Here is a 15365-nt window from a genome sequence, read left to right as displayed (position 1 = left end):
GGTACAGATGTTTTTTTATGAAAAAATTGTATTAGAAAAAATTCCAATAACCATACTACAACTACGAGGAAGAGTGAAGGGGTGAATGAAAATTGGAACAAATGATTTATATTAAAATGCGCAATCGATTAAAAGTGTCTCCTACGTATGAAGTAAAACTGAGCGATGTTGCTCAACTTGCTGGAGATTCTTTGGTAGTTGAGTCGTTACAAAATGAGATAATTTACAAAATAACAGCGCATGATAAAACACATGTTGTAATTGATGTTATGAAAGTGATTGAGATTGTTCAACAAAAAGCGGCTCACTTACAAATTAATTTACTTGGTTCTGGACAAACTCTTGTTGAAATTATATATGAAAAAAAGAAAGTGCATCCGGTTTTCTTCGGACTTGTATGGTTGTTACTCTTCATTGGAGCAGCACTTGCAATTATTTATTTTCATGAAGATGTAAGCATGCAACAAGTACACCAACGGTTATATTACATGATTACTGGAGAATTTAAGGCGCAACCACTGTTATTTCAAATTCCTTATTCATTAGGTCTTGGGTTAGGTATGGTTTTATTTTTTAATCATGTATTTCAAAAGCGAATTAATGAAGAGCCTAGTCCGTTAGAAGTTGAGATGTTTCAATATCAACAGTCGCTTGATCAATATGTAATTGTTCATGAAAACAAGGATAATATGAAACAGCTTACCGATGATTGAGTCTGGATTCGTGATTTTAATTGGTTTAGCTGGAGGGATTGCAGTAGGTAGCGGATATGTCGCGTTTTTAGCTGTACTTGGTATAATCCCTCGTTTAGCTCAATTAACGAGAAGTGGAAAGCATATTCAATATTTTGAGTGGGCAGTCATTACAGGTACTTTAACAGGGGCTTGGTGTAGTTTGAAGAATATTACATTTCAAACGTCGCAATATTGGCTCGTAATATTAGGGTTATTTTGTGGCACATTCATTGGAATGCTAGCTGCGGCGTTAACGGAAGTGTTAAACGTTTTACCTATTTTAGCGAAACGGGTAGGGGTAGAGGGGAAAATTATTATTTTACTCGTTGCTCTTGTACTTGGAAAAGTAATAGGCTCATTGTTTCACTGGATTTATTTCGTAAAGTAGGAGGCAATATATATATGGCAGGGCGAAAACTGAAAGATGATTACATAAATAAAGTGAAAGAGTACCATCCGAAACCGAACTATTTAATAAATTGTGTGAAGGCATTTCTTGTTGGGGGATTCATTTGTACCGTCGGAGAAGTATTGATGAAATTTTATATACATTACTTTCACTTTAGTGAGCAAGAGGCAGGAAACCCTACAGTTGCAACTCTCGTTTTACTATCAGCGATTTTAACAGGATGTGGTGTTTATGATAAAATCGGGCAGTTTTCTGGAGCGGGATCAGCAGTACCAGTTACTGGATTTGCGAATTCTATGGCAAGTGCTGCGATAGAACATAGGAGTGAAGGGATTGTTCTAGGAATCGCTACAAACATGTTTAAGCTCGCAGGAAGCGTCATTGTGTTTGGAGTGGTCGGTGCATACATTATCGGATTAATAAGATATACATTTCAAATTTTAATGTCTTAAAGGAGGGATAGGTATGAGATTGACCGGAAAACAAACGTGGGTATTTCAAAATGATATCTTCGTGAATGCAACTGGTACCGCTGTCGGTCCGAAAGAAGCTGAAGGCCCTCTTGGAAAGGATTTTGATATTTCATATTCAGACTTACATTGTGGAGAGGAAAACTGGGAACTTGCTGAACGAAGGTTAATGTCAGACTCGATTCAACAAGCGTTGCAAAAAGGAAATATAAAACCATCACAAATTGATTTTTTTTTAGCAGGTGATTTATTAAACCAAACAGTGACAGCAAATTATGTTGCTCGAGATTGTGGTATTCCTTTTTTAGGGATGTTCAGTGCTTGTGCGACGTCAATGGAAACTTTGGCGGTTGGATCAGCATTTATAGATGGTGGATTTGCGAATCGTGTCTTAGCGACAGTAAGTAGTCATAATGCGACGGCTGAAAGACAATTTCGTAATCCAACAGAGTACGGGGGACAAAAGCCTGGGACAGCAAACTCGACTGTTACCGGAGCAGGATCCATATTAATTAGCAATGAAGAAAGTGCAATTAAAATAACAGCAGCAACAATCGGAAAAGTACAAGATTTAGGAATTGCTAATCCTCTAGATATGGGATCGGCAATGGCGCCAGCTGCTGCTCATACAATTCAACAGCATTTTGAAGATTTAAGAAGAAGTGCCGCTGATTATGACCTTATTGTTACTGGTGATTTATCAGCTGTGGGGACACCAATTACGAAACAACTTTTACTTGAGGAAGGGTATAATCTTGGACATATATACAACGATTGTGGATTAATGATTTACAATTCAAATCAAGAAGAAGTGTTTGCAGGTGGTAGTGGTTGTGCTTGTTCAGCTGTTGTAACATACGGTCATTTATTGCGTGAAATGCAAAAAGGGAACTTACAACGAATTTTTGTCGTTGCAACTGGAGCTTTATTAAGCCCGATGATGATACAGCAGAAGGAAACGATTCCAACGATTGCGCATGGTGTTGTGTTTGAAAGAGTTAAAGGAGAGTGAATTGTGGATTTTATATATGCATTTCTTGTAGGAGGAGCTATTTGTGTCATTGGACAAGTGTTGCTAGATTTTGCAAAGTTAACACCGGCACATTTAATGGCAACTTTTGTAGTCGCCGGAGCTATTTTAGACGGATTCGGATTGTATGATAAGCTTATAAAATTTGCAGGTGCTGGGGCAACGGTCCCTATTACAAGTTTTGGACATTCACTATTGCACGGGGCAATGCATGCGGCAGAAAAACATGGATATTTAGGGATTGGAATCGGTATGTTTAGCTTAACGTCTGCGGGGATTTCAGCGGCGATATTATTTTCATTTTTTGTTGCACTTATATGTAAACCGAAAGGATAAATCAAATGAGACGAAGGGTTGTTTTGGTCACAGATGGAGATGAATATGCAAAGCGGACAATTGAGCTTTTAACAAAGGAATTTGGGGGAAGGTGTATTTCAGCATCGCAAAGTAATCCGACCAAATTGACAGGGAAGAAAGTTGTTGAGCTTATTATGCAAACGCCATATGACCCTGTATTTGTCATGTTTGATGACAGCGGATTTATAGGAGAAGGATCTGGTGAAAAGGCGTTAAAGTATGTTGCAACACATAAACAAGTTGATGTACTGGGTATTTTAGCAGTAGCGTCGAATACACATCATTGGGAATGGGCGCGTGTAGATGTAAGTGTAGATCGGAATGGGAATTTGACAGAATACGGTGTTGATAAATTTGGACTCCCAGATGGTGAAATCGGCCGGATTAGTGGGGATACGATTTATTGTTTAGATGATCTGAACGTCCCTGTCATTGTCGGGGTCGGTGATATTGGTAAGATGTGTGGAAATGATGAATGGGAGAGAGGATCACCTATTACTAGAAAAGCGATTCAATTAATTTTGGAAAGGAGTGGGTTTTATGACGAAGCCTAAAAAGGTGAATATCCCGATTTCATCTTTTTTAAGTGATAATGAAAATTACTTAAAGCAAACAGTTGGACTAGGTGTTACATACGATGTTGGTATTCGTAAATTTCAAATTTTAAATAAAGAAATCGGTGTGTTATTTGTAAATGGACTTTGTGATACGAATTATATTATCCCTATTTTAGAAGAAGCAGTGGATACAAATGAAATAAGGGATGTAGAAGAAGATACAGTAAAGCTTTTAGAAAATCGTTTAATTCATCAACAAGTAAGTAAAGTGAAAACGATGGATGATGTAATGCTTCAAGTATTATCAGGACTCATTATTATATTTGTGGAAGGTGAAACGGAAGCTTTTGCAATAGATGTTCGTAGTTATCCGGGCCGGACACCGACAGAACCAGATACAGAAAAGGTAGTACGTGGTGCAAGGGATGGCTTTGTTGAAAATATCGTTGTAAATACAGCTTTAATTCGTAGAAGGATACGCGATCCACGTCTTCGAAATGAAATGATCCGAGTAGGGGATAGGTCGCAAACGGATATTTGTATTACATATGTACAAGATGTTGCAAATCCGGATTTAGTGAAGATTATAAAACAAGAATTAAATAGCATCGAAGTAGATGGGATTACGATGGCGGATAAAACGGTAGAAGAATTTGTTGTAAGGCAAAGTTATAATCCATTCCCGCTTATTCGATATACAGAAAGGCCCGATGTAGCAGCAAATCATCTATTAGAAGGACATGTACTAGTGCTCGTTGATACGTCACCAAGTGCGATGATTACGCCAACAACATATTTTCATCATTTACAGCATGCTGAAGAATTTAGACAAAATCCAGCTGTAGGTACATTTTTACGTTGGGTACGTTTTCTAGGTGTTATATTCTCCTTATTCTTATTGCCATTTTGGTTAGTGTTTGTATTTGATCCAACGCTTTTACCGGAGAAACTCGCTTTCATTGGGCCAAATAAGATGACACATTTACCTATTTTATTACAAGTTTTGATGGCTGAAATTGGACTTGAATTTTTAAGGATGGCTGCTATTCATACACCGACACCATTGTCGTCAGCAGCAGGTTTGATTTCAGCTATATTAATTGGTCAAATTGCAATTGATGTAGGTTTATTTGTACCAGAAGTTATTTTGTATGTAGCGGTTTCTATGATTGGATCATTTGCAACTCCGAGTTATGAGCTTGGACTTGGAAATAAGGTAGGAAAATTATTTGTCATTATTTTAACCGGCATCTTTCATGAGATGGGATTTGTAATCGGAATGACGATGTTGATTTTATTTTTAGCGTCCATAAAAAGTTTACAAACACCGTATTTATGGCCGTTTTTACCATTTGATTGGGGTGCGTTAACGAAAATTTTACTCCGCCCAACTATGTCGAGTTTAAAAGTGCGTCCTAGTATTGTACGACCTCAAAATGTAAGAAGACAAAAATAAACGGGATTATGCTCCCGTTTATTTTTTTATTGAAAATTTATTTTTTTTTAACAAAAACCAAACATTTTTTGTGTACACTTAGAGTAGATATTGTGTATGAGAGGGGAAGAGGACATGATTAAATTATTTGTAAGTGATTTAGATGATACGCTCGTTTACAATGTGAATCATATGCAAAAAGAAGATGAACGTGCACTTTGTTGGTTAGCTGAAAAAGGGACAAATATTTGTTTTGCCTCTGGCCGCTTTACTCATCGAATTGATGAAGTCGTAAATAGGTTTGCATTCCCGTATTACACAACTAGTTTAAATGGAGCGATGATGTTACTACCGGATGGAAAAATATTTCATGAATCAAGTTTTGAAGATGGGATTGCCCAGGAAATATATCGATATATCCATAAAAAGGGACTAGCAGATATTGTTTGTGCAAATGAGCAACGGTATACAAAAAGAAAGAATGAACATCATCATAATTTTGAAACGTATATGGGCGTACATATTGCTGAGATAGAAGCATTAGAAGAGGAATTTGGTAAGACTGTACATCCTGCGAAATTGTTTGTTTTTGGAGAAGAAGAGACAATTGCAGCATTAGATCAAGAGTTACGAGATACATTTCAGAGCGAAGCAGAAGTTTTTATGTCTGGTAAACGCTATGTTGACATTATGCCAAGGGGAGTAAGTAAAGGGAGTGCTTTAAGGCGGCTAATGGAACATTTGCAAATTGAAGCAAATGAAGTTGCATGCATTGGAGATTCTTTCAATGATATTTCTATGTTTGAAGTAACTCCGCATTCATTTACTCTTCATCATGCTCATCCATATGTGAAGGAGAAGGCAAATCATATTGTTCGTTCGGTTGAAGAAGCTGTTATGAAATTGCCGTTACTTGTATAAAAAAGAAGCTCGTCACTGACGAGCTTCTTTTTACTTGAATAACGATTTAACAAAATCAATGATACTTGAGAAGAAATCTTTCACTTTATCTAGGAATCCTTGCCCTTCTTCAGATCCTAAAAAGGCAGAAACGTGTTCTTTTGCTTTATTTAACTGACTGCCAACTTGATTCCAATCGATATTAAGATTTTTCATTTTATCAAATAGCGCAACTAAGTTATCTAACTGTTCATCCGTTAATGTAATACCAAGTTGATCCGCAATTTTTTTAATTAATGAACGTAAATCTTCAGTCGTTTTTGGCTGTTCTTTGGCAATTTCTTCTTTAATTTTTGCAACAAGTTGAACTGCTTTTTCTTCACCGATTTTATCGCCGAGCTGGGCCGTTTGCACCATTTCTTCATTGGCTACTTTTTTTACTTCCTCAGGAATTGCTTTGTTTGATGTTGTTTCATAGGCCTTCATTAAACCTGTTAAAGCAGCAGTTCCTGAAACTTTAAATGGTGCAGTAATTTGAATCTCTGCATCCTTCACACCTGCTGTAATAAGTGCGTTTGTGTACATCGCATCTGTTATCGAATTAATATTTTTTGAGCGTACAATAAGGCCAGATCCTGGCTTTGTGTATGTAATCATAGAAGAGGAAATTGCTCTCGTACCAATTTGTGCTTTTGGAACAATTCCTTCTAGAAATTTATGTTCTTCCGCATTAGACACAGTAATGATTGTAGCATCTTTCGGTGCTTTCATTTCTTTTAACAGATCTTGTTTTTGTTGTTCAGATAAGTTTTCTCCTAGTGTAACAATTGATTCTCCCTCAATGATGTCTGCAAATGAAGCTGTTGGCATCATAAATACCGTTACAGCTAATAGCAGAGCTAGTAATTTCGTTTTCACGAAAAATCGCTCCCTTTCTCTTTCTAAAATTTTCGGGCAACACAGTTATTATAGTATATATTTTTTATTTGTCACCTAGCTTTCTCCACATTTCAAAAAAGAAGTATGTAGATTGTCGGATTCTTTTTGTTTCTAGTCATGAATGTGGTAATATAGTGCTGAGATAGTTGAAAGGAGACATATACGTATGAAAACTTTAGGATACATATTAATGGAAAATGGTGAAAAAATCGATTTAGAATTTTTCCCAGAAGAAGCACCAAAAACAGTAGAAAACTTTAAAAAATTAGCAGAGCAAGGATTTTATGATGGTGTAACATTCCACCGCGTTATTCCTGGCTTCGTAAGCCAAGGTGGAGACCCAACAGGAACAGGAGCAGGTGGTCCAGGTTACTCTATTCCATGTGAAACTGATGGAAATCCTCATAGACATCTTGTTGGCTCACTTTCTATGGCACATGCTGGCCGTAACACAGGCGGTAGCCAATTCTTTGTTGTTCATGAGCCACAACCGCATTTAGATGGCGTACACACTGTATTCGGTAAAGCAACAAGCGGTATTGAAACAGTATTAAACATGCGTCAAGGCGATGTAATGAAAGAAGTTAAAGTTTGGGAAGAATAAGTTACGAGAAAAAGAGAGCGATTTTGCTCTCTTTTTTTATTTCGTATAAACAGTAATTGGTATATATTTCGAAATATATGATGCAAATAGGACGGCTACTAACGTTAAAATATATTGTGCAGGAGAACACAATTTTAACAAAATACATAGAATGGAGTACCGATTATATGCTTCAATAAATGGATTTCTCTCAACATATTGTTTTTAATAGAACTATTTCGTTCAAAAATAATTAAAATGTGATGAGCAGGGGGATTCTCCTTTTAGTTTCTATACAGTATTGTCTCTTTTCTGAGCGGTATAATAGAAAAAAATAGCGTGGAAACATATATTTGACTTTCTTCTTAACGCTTTGTATGATTATCAAGTTGTTTCAGCCTCTTCTCACTCTGTTAAAAATATTGTAGAATGAATGTGATATGAAAAGAGTGACTGAGGGGATAAATAGTTTGTAACTTTTGTAAGAAGGGATAAGGGTTATGTTAATTCGTTTTAAAAAAAGTTATGAAAAAATTGCAATGGGGCTTCTTTCATTTATGCCAACTGAAAAAGATGTGAAAACATTACAATTGACAATGAAAGAGTATGAGGCGAAAGAGGATTGGCAATTGTATTTGTGGAAACAAAATGAAGATTTTGTTGGGATAATGGGGATTATAAAAAAAGAAGATCAGGTATTGGAAATTCAGCATTTGAGCGTGAATCCGTCTCACCGTCATATGGGTATTGGGACGAAGATGGTTCAAGAGCTTAAGAGTAAATTTCTTGAGTTTACAATTTGCGGAAATGAGCAAACAGCAAGTTTTTGCAAAAAGTGTAAAGAGCTTGAACAAAATATACATTCATGAAAGCAGGGATAAGTAGTTTATTATCTCTGCTTTCTTTTTTGTAGTTGTTCGTGTCGTTCAGAAATGACTTCTGTTCGATCACGCAATGTGTGCTTATTTATGATGTATTCACCAGGAATGACGTTCGCATCTTTCCAAGAGAGGTTTTGTTTCTTACATAACTGTATGCATTGTTTTTCTAGCGATACGTCTAATAATGGTAAAAATAACGGGGCAAAATTTTCCTTTTTGTGGATAGATTGTAATCTTTCATTTAATAAGAATGTAAGTTGTTTATGATCTATTCCGAATTGATGTAATTGCGCGCTGTTCTTTTCTAAAATTGTTATTGCGCTTTTTATCATCTTCTCTGCACCATTCCAATTGGATCGTCTATGATGGTATAAGGAAACAGCAATTTGAATGAGACCGACTAAGTAATTGTCACGTTCTCCTCTAGGCTTTAATTTCCAATACTCTTCTAGTATTTCATGACATTCAAAATAATCATAGTCTCCATGAAAATGAATTAAAAATTGCATGTACTCGGTAGGATACATTTTTTTCGCTCCTGTCTAACGGTTATATGTACAGTGTATCATAGAAATATTAACAATAAGCGACTAGGGAAATATCCCTAGTCGCTTTATTGCTTCATATTAGCAGAAGCAAGCTGCTCCTACAATGATTAGTAAAATGAACAGTACAACAAGTAATGCGAATCCACCGCTAAAACCGCAATCAACGTGACCCATAGTTTTTTGACCTCCTACATTGTTCTTACTACATTGTTATCATATGAAGCGGTGGGCATTATGACATGGGCATAGGTCTATTTTTAATTAAATTTCTTAAAAAGGTTGGATAGAACATGAGTATGCTCTATACTTATGTTGTTATAGAAAAAATGTGGTGGGATGCTTTGTGCAGTATAATTTTAAAGTAGAGGCTTTTGAAGGGCCTTTAGATCTATTGTTACACTTAATACATCGTTACGAAATTGATATATATAATATTCCTGTAGCGGAAATTACAGAGCAATATCTATCTTATGTCCATACGATGAAAGAACTACAATTAGATGTTGCCAGTGAGTATTTAGTAATGGCTGCAACGTTATTACAAATTAAAAGTAAAATGTTGCTACCGAAACAAGAAGAAGATGTACCTGATAACGGTGATGACTTTATAGACGACCCTCGTCAAGAATTGATGGAGAGGTTAATTGAATATAAGAAATATAAGCAAGTTGCTACTGAGTTAAAAGAAAGAGAACAAGAAAGAGCACAGCTATATACACGTCCGCCAATTGATTTTACATCATTTCAACAAGAAGAGGAGACGAGCTTACCTCTTGATGTTACGTTATATGATATGTTAGCGGCATTTCAAAAGCTAATGCGCCGTAAAAAAGCAAAGAACCCCGTAACGACGCGAATTACTCGTCAAGAAATACCAATTGCACAGCGAATGACTGATATACTACAGCAGTTAGAAGTAAAAGGCGGTCGTCAAAGCTTTTATGATTTGTTTGCTGATGAAGAACGTGAAATAATGGTTGTAACATTTTTAGCGGTTCTTGAACTGATGAAAAATCAACAAATCATAATTGAGCAAGAACATAATTTTGATGAAATTTTCGTATCAAGCTCTAATAAATCCGTATAGAGCCAGCATGTGAAGATGGGGTAGAAATATTTTATCTCATGTTAGGTTTTAATGTATCGTTTGGAACGAGAGAAGAAATATTGAACCGAACGCATTTACTGTGATTCGGTTTTTTTATGTGTATTTTTATAGGGAAATAGGAGGAAGGAGTTCGTAAAATGGATAGAAGAGAACAAAAAGCGATTATTGAAGGGCTTTTATTTGTTGCGGGTGACGAAGGTATTTATCCAGAACAGATAGCGAAAGTTCTTGAAATTGAAGTGGAAGAAGTAATAAACAGTATAGAGGAAATGCAGAAGGAATGTGAAGGATCGCATCGCGGTTTGCAAATTGTGCAATATGCAAAAGTATATCGTTTTGCAACAAAGAAAGAGCATGCTTCGTACTATCAAAAATTAATAGATACGCCAACAGCGGCTTCACTTTCTCAAGCAGCTCTTGAAACGTTGGCAATCGTTGCGTACCGTCAACCGATTACAAGGACAGAAATGGAAGAGATTCGAGGAGTGAAAACAGACAAGGCATTACAAACGTTAGTTTCGCACTTGCTTATAAAAGAAACGGGAAGAGCGGAAGGCCCAGGGCGTCCTATCTTATACGGAACTACGAAAGAGTTTTTGGACACGTTTGGATTAAAAACGTTAGATGATTTACCAGCCCTTTCTGAAGAAAATGAACAAATGAATGAAGCAGATTTATTCTTCGGTTCTTTACAGGAATTATCAAAATAAAAGCTTAGCATTTTGCTAAGCTTTTTTTGTATATCAATTACAGAGCGTGCCATACTAAATGAAAAAAGGAGACGAGTTATGAGAGGTGTACGGAATATTCTATTGTTGGTTTCTGTTTTATTATGTTTTTCGTTAAACAGCGCATCGGCTAAAAGATATATGATGTCTATTCATACTGCGTCTTCTATACATATGCAGCGGCAACATTTTGGTAAAATGAAAGTGAGTTTTTTAAAAGTTGGACAAGGTGATGCGACACTTATTACATTGCCAAATGGTCAAACGATGTTAATAGATGGAGGTCCTTATGAAGCGGGAGAGGTCATTATTCAAAAACTAATTGAAAAAAGAATTAATCATTTAGATGTAATTGTAAGTACTCATCCTGATATGGACCATATAGGAGGACTTATTCCAATTGTAGAGCAAATGCCAGTTTCCCTCGTATTAGATAGCGGAAAAACATATAGTTCATTTACTTATCATACGTATCGAAATAACATTAAAAAAAGGGGCATTCCTTTCATTCCAGTGAAGGAAGGACAATACATACCGCTAGATCCACATGTTTCTATACAAGTATTGAACAATGGAAAATCGAAAGATGAGAATAACGAGTCTTCAATTGTGTTAAAGATTCGTTATGGTAAAGCGGACTTTTTATTAATGGGTGATGCTGATGTACGGACGGAAAATGAAATATTAGAGCAATTTGATGTACATGCAGATGTATTAAAGGTGGGGCATCATGGCTCATATACTTCAACGAGTGAAACGTTCTTGAAAAAAGTAGATCCACAATTCGCTATTCTTTCGTACGGGAGTAGAAATCCGTATGGGCATCCACACCAAAGTGTAGTGAAACGATTAAAACAGCACGGTATAATGCTATATGGAACAAACAAACGAACAGTAGAAATAGAAACAGATGGTGAACATATTGCAATGTGGTCGAGCGGCTTGATGCCATTACTTAAGTAACTAATTATATAAGAGGTTATTTTCCCTTTTTGGAAAAAATGAATAACATATATTATAATTGAGAGAGAAACAATTAATTTCCTTTTTTGCTGAACAAAGAGGAAATTTCATTAGAATGTATAGACAACTACTCGTGTGTATATTAAGATGGAATTAGGCGAATAAGGTAATAATAACAAGTAGGTATTTCATGGGAAAGGGTCGATGAAAATGAAAACGCAAGTTGTCATCAATGCCAAAATTTATACAGGTCAAGAAGTAGTGGAAAACGGATTTATTCGTTACGCAGAAACAATTAAAGAAATTGGTTTGATGGCTCAATATGTATCACAAGAAAATGAAACTGTTTTAGATGCGGCAGGGAAGATTGTGATTCCAGGTATGATTGATGTTCATATTCATGGTGGATACGATATTGATGCGATGGATGCAAATAGCGATGGATTAGTAACTCTTGGTAAAGAAATGTTAAAAGAAGGAGTTACAACTTACTTCCCAACAACGATGACACAAGCTCCAGAAGCGATTGAAGCAGCGTTAACTGCTGCCAAGGAAGCGAAAGATAAGGGAGCACATTTCGAATATATTCACTTAGAAGGACCATATGTTTCAAAAAAACGTGCGGGTGCACAACCACTTGAACATATTGTTCCTGCAAGTATCGAGCAATTTAAACAATGGCAGGAAGCAAGCGGTAATCTAATTAAATTAGTAACATATGCGCCGGAAGAAGAAGGTGCGTTAGAGTTTGAACAGTATCTTGCTGAAACTGGCGTTGTTGGCACAATGGGACATACAGATGCGATTGATGCACAACTGAAAAATAGAAAAATTACACATGCAACACATTTATACAATCAAATGCGTGGATTACATCACCGTGAACCAGGAGTTGTTGGTCATGTGTTATTAAATCCAGATGTAATGGTTGAAGTAATTACAGATGGTATTCATATTCACCCTGATATGGTGAAATTAGCATATAAATTAAAAGGACCAAAAAAAGTAAGTGTCATTACTGATGCAATGCGTGCAAAAGGTCTTGAAGATGGATTATATGAGCTTGGCGGACAGCCAGTACATGTAAAAGATGGTAGTGCCCGATTAGAAGATGGAACGTTAGCTGGTAGTATTTTGAAAATGGATCAAGCTTTCCGAAATGTAATTGAATTTACAGGATGTTCAATCGAGGATGCAGTACTCATGACATCGGTTAACCAAGCAAAAGAGTTTGGATTAAATAATAAAGGTGCGTTAGCGGTAGGTAAAGATGCAGACTTTGTTGTTATGACTGAAGAATTACATGTATATGATACGGTGCGTTTAGGAATTCATATGAAGGAAGGGAAGTAATTAAATGAATATTCTTGTTGTAAAAACTCCAGAAGAATTAGCAGAAGCAGGTTATAAGTTAATTGAAGGGGTTGTAAAATCAAAAGAAAATCCAACATTAGGAATGGCTACAGGAAGCTCTCCATTAGGTATTTATGCAGAAATGCGAAAAAATAAACTTGATACAAGTCATGCAACCACTGTAAACTTAGATGAGTACGTAAATTTACCACATGAAGATAAAAACAGCTATCACTATTTCATGCAAGAACAGTTGTTTGATCATCTTCCATTTAAACAAACTTATGTACCAAACGGGATGGCAAGTGATTTAGAGGAAGAGTGCAAGCGTTATGAAGGCATTCTAGCAGCTAACCCAGTTGACTTACAGATTCTTGGAATCGGTGAAAACGGTCACATCGGATTTAATGAGCCAGGAACACCATTTAATTCTCCAACTAACATTGTGGAATTAACAGAATCTACACGCCAAGCAAATCTTCGCTTCTTTGAAAATGAAGAAGATGTGCCGACTCATGCGATTACAATGGGAATTGGAAGCATTATGAAAGCGAAACAAATTCTACTTGTTGCTATGGGATCTAAAAAGGCAGAAGCTATTAAAGAATTATTGCAAGGTGAATATAGTGAGGCGTGTCCTGCTACAGTTTTACAACGTCATCCGAATGTAACCGTAATCGCAGATCCAGAAGCTCTATCTTTATGCAGTGAGGCGATTGCTGATGAACATCGACAAGTATTCACCATTTCCGATCTATTATCAGATTCAAGAGTGGGTGAAACAGCTAATTGAGGACGGCGAATGGAAGCCGGGAGATAAAATTCCATCTGAGAATGAACTTTGTGATAAGTTCGAAGTGAGTCGTATGACAATCAGACAGGCAATTAATAACTTAGTGGAACAAGGGTATTTATACCGGAAGCGTGGAATTGGAACGTTCGTCCAACTTCCGAAAGTGGAGCAAAAGTTGCAAGGGATGACGGGATTCACAGAAGATATGATTTCTCGTGGTATGAAACCGAGCAGCCAGTTATTAAGTTTCCGCCTAGTTCCAGCTACTGCTAAAATAGCAGACCGGCTAAGAATACAAGAGGGAGAATCGGTTTATGAGGTGAGGCGTACTCGCTTAGCTGATGACGAACCGATTGCATTTGAGACGACATATTTGTCGCCAACTCTTGTGAAAGATATTAACGAAGAAATATTGCAACAATCTTTATATGAACATTTAGAGAAAAAACTGGGCTTTAAGCTAGTTCGCGCTACTCAGTCAATTGAGGCTTCAATTGCAACGGATAACGAAGCTGAACATCTGCATATTCCTAAAAAGGCGCCTGTACTTGTAATGCGTCAATGGTCTTATTCAGAAGGTGAGTTACCGTTAGAGTATGTGAAATGTATTTATCGTGGTGACCGTTATAAGTTTATTACGAACATCGCACGTAACAAGTAATATATTTCAGTTTGTGAAGTACAGTGAACTTTGATGTTTTCAACATGTAAAGAAATAAAAATACGACTCATCCTTATAAGGAGCGAGTCGTATTTTTATTATGAGCAATCACGTGGTTAACAGCATCCTTGACTGTATCTACTACATAGTGAGCATGCTTTTTTACTGCCTCATCTGCTTGAGACATAGCAAAACTGTGAGGAGTTAAAGAAAACATTGGAATATCATTATAAGAATCCCCTATACAAGCAACTTCCTCTGGTTGTATTTGAAATTCTTTTAATAAAATAGAAATAGCAGAACCTTTACTAATATTTGGTGGCATCACATCTAAACATTGTTCTGCTGAAATGAAAGTACTAACTTTTCCAGTGAATTTTTCGTCAATCTTTTCCTGAAGAACTTGTAAATCCTCTTTCGTTCCACCGACAGAAATTTTATTTGGATAAATGGTATCATCAATTTTTTGTAATAAATTTGGTTCTTCAATAGAAGTCATTGTTATTTGTTTTTCTAACTCATGTATAAAAGGTGTCTTCTCTTCAATGTAGTAATTATGTTCATCGCTTACATAACGGAAGTAAGGATCTTCTTTTGTCATCGCTAATAAATCAGGTAAAATACTAGAGTCGAATGTAGCGGATAGTAGTTGTTTATTATCGTTTGTATACACAAATACACCATTCACACTAATGCGGTGGAAATTTGTATTAACTGCCTTCATCAAATCTGCAATTTCATTATCAAGTCTTCCTGAAGCGAAACAAAGAATTACATTTTGTTCAGCTAAACTGCGTAGGGCCATAACATCCTGTTCGTCGATAAGACCTCCGTGTTGCATCATTGTACCATCGATATCACTTACAAACATTTTAATCATGTTGCTATCTCCTTTCTATGTACAGTTGCTCTTACA

20 protein-coding genes are annotated in these 15365 nt (G+C 36.3%); 16 read left to right on the top strand and 4 right to left on the bottom strand.

The window, feature by feature from the left end:
• The first annotated feature begins 92 nt into the window (after nt 1-92).
• The 8 genes from ACP6L7_RS17225 (at nt 93) to ACP6L7_RS17190 (ending at nt 5913) form a co-directional block, all read left to right on the top strand.
• Entirely contained in the window at nt 93-713 is a 621-nt protein-coding gene (locus ACP6L7_RS17225) for a stage V sporulation protein AA (protein ID WP_097830808.1), read from the top strand.
• Nucleotides 706-1122 (top strand): stage V sporulation protein SpoVAB, encoded by a 417-nt coding sequence (spoVAB, locus tag ACP6L7_RS17220; protein ID WP_097830809.1) that lies wholly within the window; start codon nt 706-708, stop codon nt 1120-1122. Before ACP6L7_RS17225 ends, spoVAB begins: the two co-directional genes overlap by 8 nt.
• Nucleotides 1123-1136: 14 nt before the next feature.
• Nucleotides 1137-1595: a stage V sporulation protein AC gene (spoVAC, locus tag ACP6L7_RS17215; RefSeq protein WP_097830810.1), complete on the top strand. Its 459-nt coding sequence runs from the start codon at nt 1137-1139 to the stop codon at nt 1593-1595.
• Between the two features lie 13 nt (nt 1596-1608).
• Nucleotides 1609-2625 carry a stage V sporulation protein AD gene (spoVAD, locus tag ACP6L7_RS17210; RefSeq protein ID WP_097830811.1) on the top strand — a complete coding sequence of 339 codons (1017 nt, stop codon included), beginning with the start codon at nt 1609-1611 and terminating at the stop codon, nt 2623-2625.
• 3 nt (nt 2626-2628) lie between these two features.
• Nucleotides 2629-2979, top strand: a complete 351-nt coding sequence (gene spoVAE / locus ACP6L7_RS17205) for a stage V sporulation protein AE (protein ID WP_002014916.1) — start codon at nt 2629-2631, stop codon at nt 2977-2979.
• 5 nt (nt 2980-2984) lie between these two features.
• Nucleotides 2985-3554, top strand: a complete 570-nt coding sequence (gene spoVAEA, locus ACP6L7_RS17200) for a stage V sporulation protein SpoVABEA (protein WP_001254419.1) — start codon at nt 2985-2987, stop codon at nt 3552-3554.
• Entirely contained in the window at nt 3541-5013 is a 1473-nt protein-coding gene (spoVAF, locus tag ACP6L7_RS17195) for a spore germination protein SpoVAF (RefSeq protein WP_097830812.1), read from the top strand. Before spoVAEA ends, spoVAF begins: the two co-directional genes overlap by 14 nt.
• 96 nt (nt 5014-5109) lie before the next feature.
• Nucleotides 5110-5913: a Cof-type HAD-IIB family hydrolase gene (locus tag ACP6L7_RS17190; protein ID WP_141533245.1), complete on the top strand. Its 804-nt coding sequence runs from the start codon at nt 5110-5112 to the stop codon at nt 5911-5913.
• Between the two features lie 30 nt (nt 5914-5943).
• On the opposite strand, the gene ACP6L7_RS17185 is transcribed toward ACP6L7_RS17190, so the two are convergent.
• Nucleotides 5944-6810: a DUF1002 domain-containing protein gene (locus ACP6L7_RS17185; RefSeq protein WP_000850509.1), complete on the bottom strand. Its 867-nt coding sequence runs from the start codon at nt 6808-6810 to the stop codon at nt 5944-5946.
• Between the two features lie 187 nt (nt 6811-6997).
• Between ACP6L7_RS17185 and ACP6L7_RS17180 the strand changes: the two genes are divergently transcribed.
• Both ACP6L7_RS17180 and ribT read left to right on the top strand, forming a co-directional pair.
• Nucleotides 6998-7435, top strand: a complete 438-nt coding sequence (locus tag ACP6L7_RS17180; protein ID WP_000853785.1) for a peptidylprolyl isomerase — start codon at nt 6998-7000, stop codon at nt 7433-7435.
• Between the two features lie 479 nt (nt 7436-7914).
• Entirely contained in the window at nt 7915-8283 is a 369-nt protein-coding gene (ribT, locus tag ACP6L7_RS17175; protein WP_000908403.1) for a GNAT family N-acetyltransferase RibT, read from the top strand.
• Nucleotides 8284-8303: 20 nt separating this feature from the next.
• Here ribT and ACP6L7_RS17170 read toward each other — a convergent pair whose 3' ends face one another.
• Together ACP6L7_RS17170 and ACP6L7_RS17165 are read right to left on the bottom strand one after the other, a co-directional pair.
• The gene (locus ACP6L7_RS17170; protein WP_097830813.1) at nt 8304-8822 is read right to left on the bottom strand and encodes a DUF309 domain-containing protein; all 519 of its coding nucleotides are present in this window, start codon (nt 8820-8822) and stop codon (nt 8304-8306) included.
• A gap of 99 nt (nt 8823-8921) precedes the next feature.
• Nucleotides 8922-9017: a YjcZ family sporulation protein gene (locus ACP6L7_RS17165; RefSeq protein WP_000510194.1), complete on the bottom strand. Its 96-nt coding sequence runs from the start codon at nt 9015-9017 to the stop codon at nt 8922-8924.
• A 169-nt stretch (nt 9018-9186) separates the two neighbouring features.
• On the opposite strand from ACP6L7_RS17165, the gene ACP6L7_RS17160 reads away from it, so the two are divergent.
• The 6 genes from ACP6L7_RS17160 to phnF all read left to right on the top strand — a co-directional run bounded on the left by ACP6L7_RS17160 (nt 9187) and on the right by phnF (nt 14449).
• A complete protein-coding gene (locus ACP6L7_RS17160) occupies nt 9187-9930 on the top strand; it encodes a segregation/condensation protein A (RefSeq protein WP_097830814.1) in 744 nt (247 codons plus the stop codon).
• A gap of 158 nt (nt 9931-10088) precedes the next feature.
• A complete protein-coding gene (gene scpB, locus ACP6L7_RS17155) occupies nt 10089-10661 on the top strand; it encodes an SMC-Scp complex subunit ScpB (protein WP_097830815.1) in 573 nt (190 codons plus the stop codon).
• Nucleotides 10662-10739: 78 nt separating this feature from the next.
• Entirely contained in the window at nt 10740-11642 is a 903-nt protein-coding gene (locus ACP6L7_RS17150) for a ComEC/Rec2 family competence protein (protein WP_097830816.1), read from the top strand.
• Between the two features lie 210 nt (nt 11643-11852).
• Nucleotides 11853-12995 (top strand): N-acetylglucosamine-6-phosphate deacetylase, encoded by a 1143-nt coding sequence (gene nagA / locus ACP6L7_RS17145; protein ID WP_097831048.1) that lies wholly within the window; start codon nt 11853-11855, stop codon nt 12993-12995.
• 4 nt (nt 12996-12999) lie between these two features.
• Nucleotides 13000-13788 carry a glucosamine-6-phosphate deaminase gene (gene nagB, locus ACP6L7_RS17140; RefSeq protein ID WP_097830817.1) on the top strand — a complete coding sequence of 263 codons (789 nt, stop codon included), beginning with the start codon at nt 13000-13002 and terminating at the stop codon, nt 13786-13788.
• The gene (phnF, locus tag ACP6L7_RS17135) at nt 13718-14449 is read left to right on the top strand and encodes a phosphonate metabolism transcriptional regulator PhnF (RefSeq protein ID WP_071746946.1); all 732 of its coding nucleotides are present in this window, start codon (nt 13718-13720) and stop codon (nt 14447-14449) included. The genes nagB and phnF overlap by 71 nt, the downstream gene beginning before the upstream one ends.
• Nucleotides 14450-14522: 73 nt before the next feature.
• On the opposite strand, the gene ACP6L7_RS17130 is transcribed toward phnF, so the two are convergent.
• Nucleotides 14523-15329, bottom strand: coding sequence for an HAD family hydrolase (locus ACP6L7_RS17130; RefSeq protein ID WP_097830818.1), 807 nt, complete (start codon nt 15327-15329; stop codon nt 14523-14525).
• Between the last annotated feature and the right edge of the window lie 36 nt (nt 15330-15365).

This window comes from Bacillus silvicola, assembly GCF_050524305.1.
GTDB classification, from domain to species: domain Bacteria; phylum Bacillota; class Bacilli; order Bacillales; family Bacillaceae_G; genus Bacillus_A; species Bacillus_A cereus_AT.
This window is presented reverse-complemented; position numbering and strand designations above follow the sequence as displayed.

Coding starts and splice junctions, on each gene's coding strand:
- spoVAB (WP_097830809.1), top strand. CDS start 706: ATGATTGAGTCTGGATTCGTGATTTTAATTGGTTTAGCTGGAGGGATT.
- nagA (WP_097831048.1), top strand. CDS start 11,853: ATGAAAACGCAAGTTGTCATCAATGCCAAAATTTATACAGGTCAAGAA.
- ACP6L7_RS17180 (WP_000853785.1), top strand. CDS start 6,998: ATGAAAACTTTAGGATACATATTAATGGAAAATGGTGAAAAAATCGAT.
- ACP6L7_RS17150 (WP_097830816.1), top strand. CDS start 10,740: ATGAGAGGTGTACGGAATATTCTATTGTTGGTTTCTGTTTTATTATGT.
- spoVAD (WP_097830811.1), top strand. CDS start 1,609: ATGAGATTGACCGGAAAACAAACGTGGGTATTTCAAAATGATATCTTC.
- ACP6L7_RS17130 (WP_097830818.1), bottom strand. CDS start 15,329: ATGATTAAAATGTTTGTAAGTGATATCGATGGTACAATGATGCAACAC.
- phnF (WP_071746946.1), top strand. CDS start 13,718: ATGAACATCGACAAGTATTCACCATTTCCGATCTATTATCAGATTCAA.
- spoVAF (WP_097830812.1), top strand. CDS start 3,541: ATGACGAAGCCTAAAAAGGTGAATATCCCGATTTCATCTTTTTTAAGT.
- spoVAEA (WP_001254419.1), top strand. CDS start 2,985: ATGAGACGAAGGGTTGTTTTGGTCACAGATGGAGATGAATATGCAAAG.
- ACP6L7_RS17170 (WP_097830813.1), bottom strand. CDS start 8,822: ATGTATCCTACCGAGTACATGCAATTTTTAATTCATTTTCATGGAGAC.
- ACP6L7_RS17165 (WP_000510194.1), bottom strand. CDS start 9,017: ATGGGTCACGTTGATTGCGGTTTTAGCGGTGGATTCGCATTACTTGTT.
- scpB (WP_097830815.1), top strand. CDS start 10,089: ATGGATAGAAGAGAACAAAAAGCGATTATTGAAGGGCTTTTATTTGTT.
- spoVAC (WP_097830810.1), top strand. CDS start 1,137: ATGGCAGGGCGAAAACTGAAAGATGATTACATAAATAAAGTGAAAGAG.
- ribT (WP_000908403.1), top strand. CDS start 7,915: ATGTTAATTCGTTTTAAAAAAAGTTATGAAAAAATTGCAATGGGGCTT.
- nagB (WP_097830817.1), top strand. CDS start 13,000: ATGAATATTCTTGTTGTAAAAACTCCAGAAGAATTAGCAGAAGCAGGT.
- ACP6L7_RS17190 (WP_141533245.1), top strand. CDS start 5,110: ATGAGAGGGGAAGAGGACATGATTAAATTATTTGTAAGTGATTTAGAT.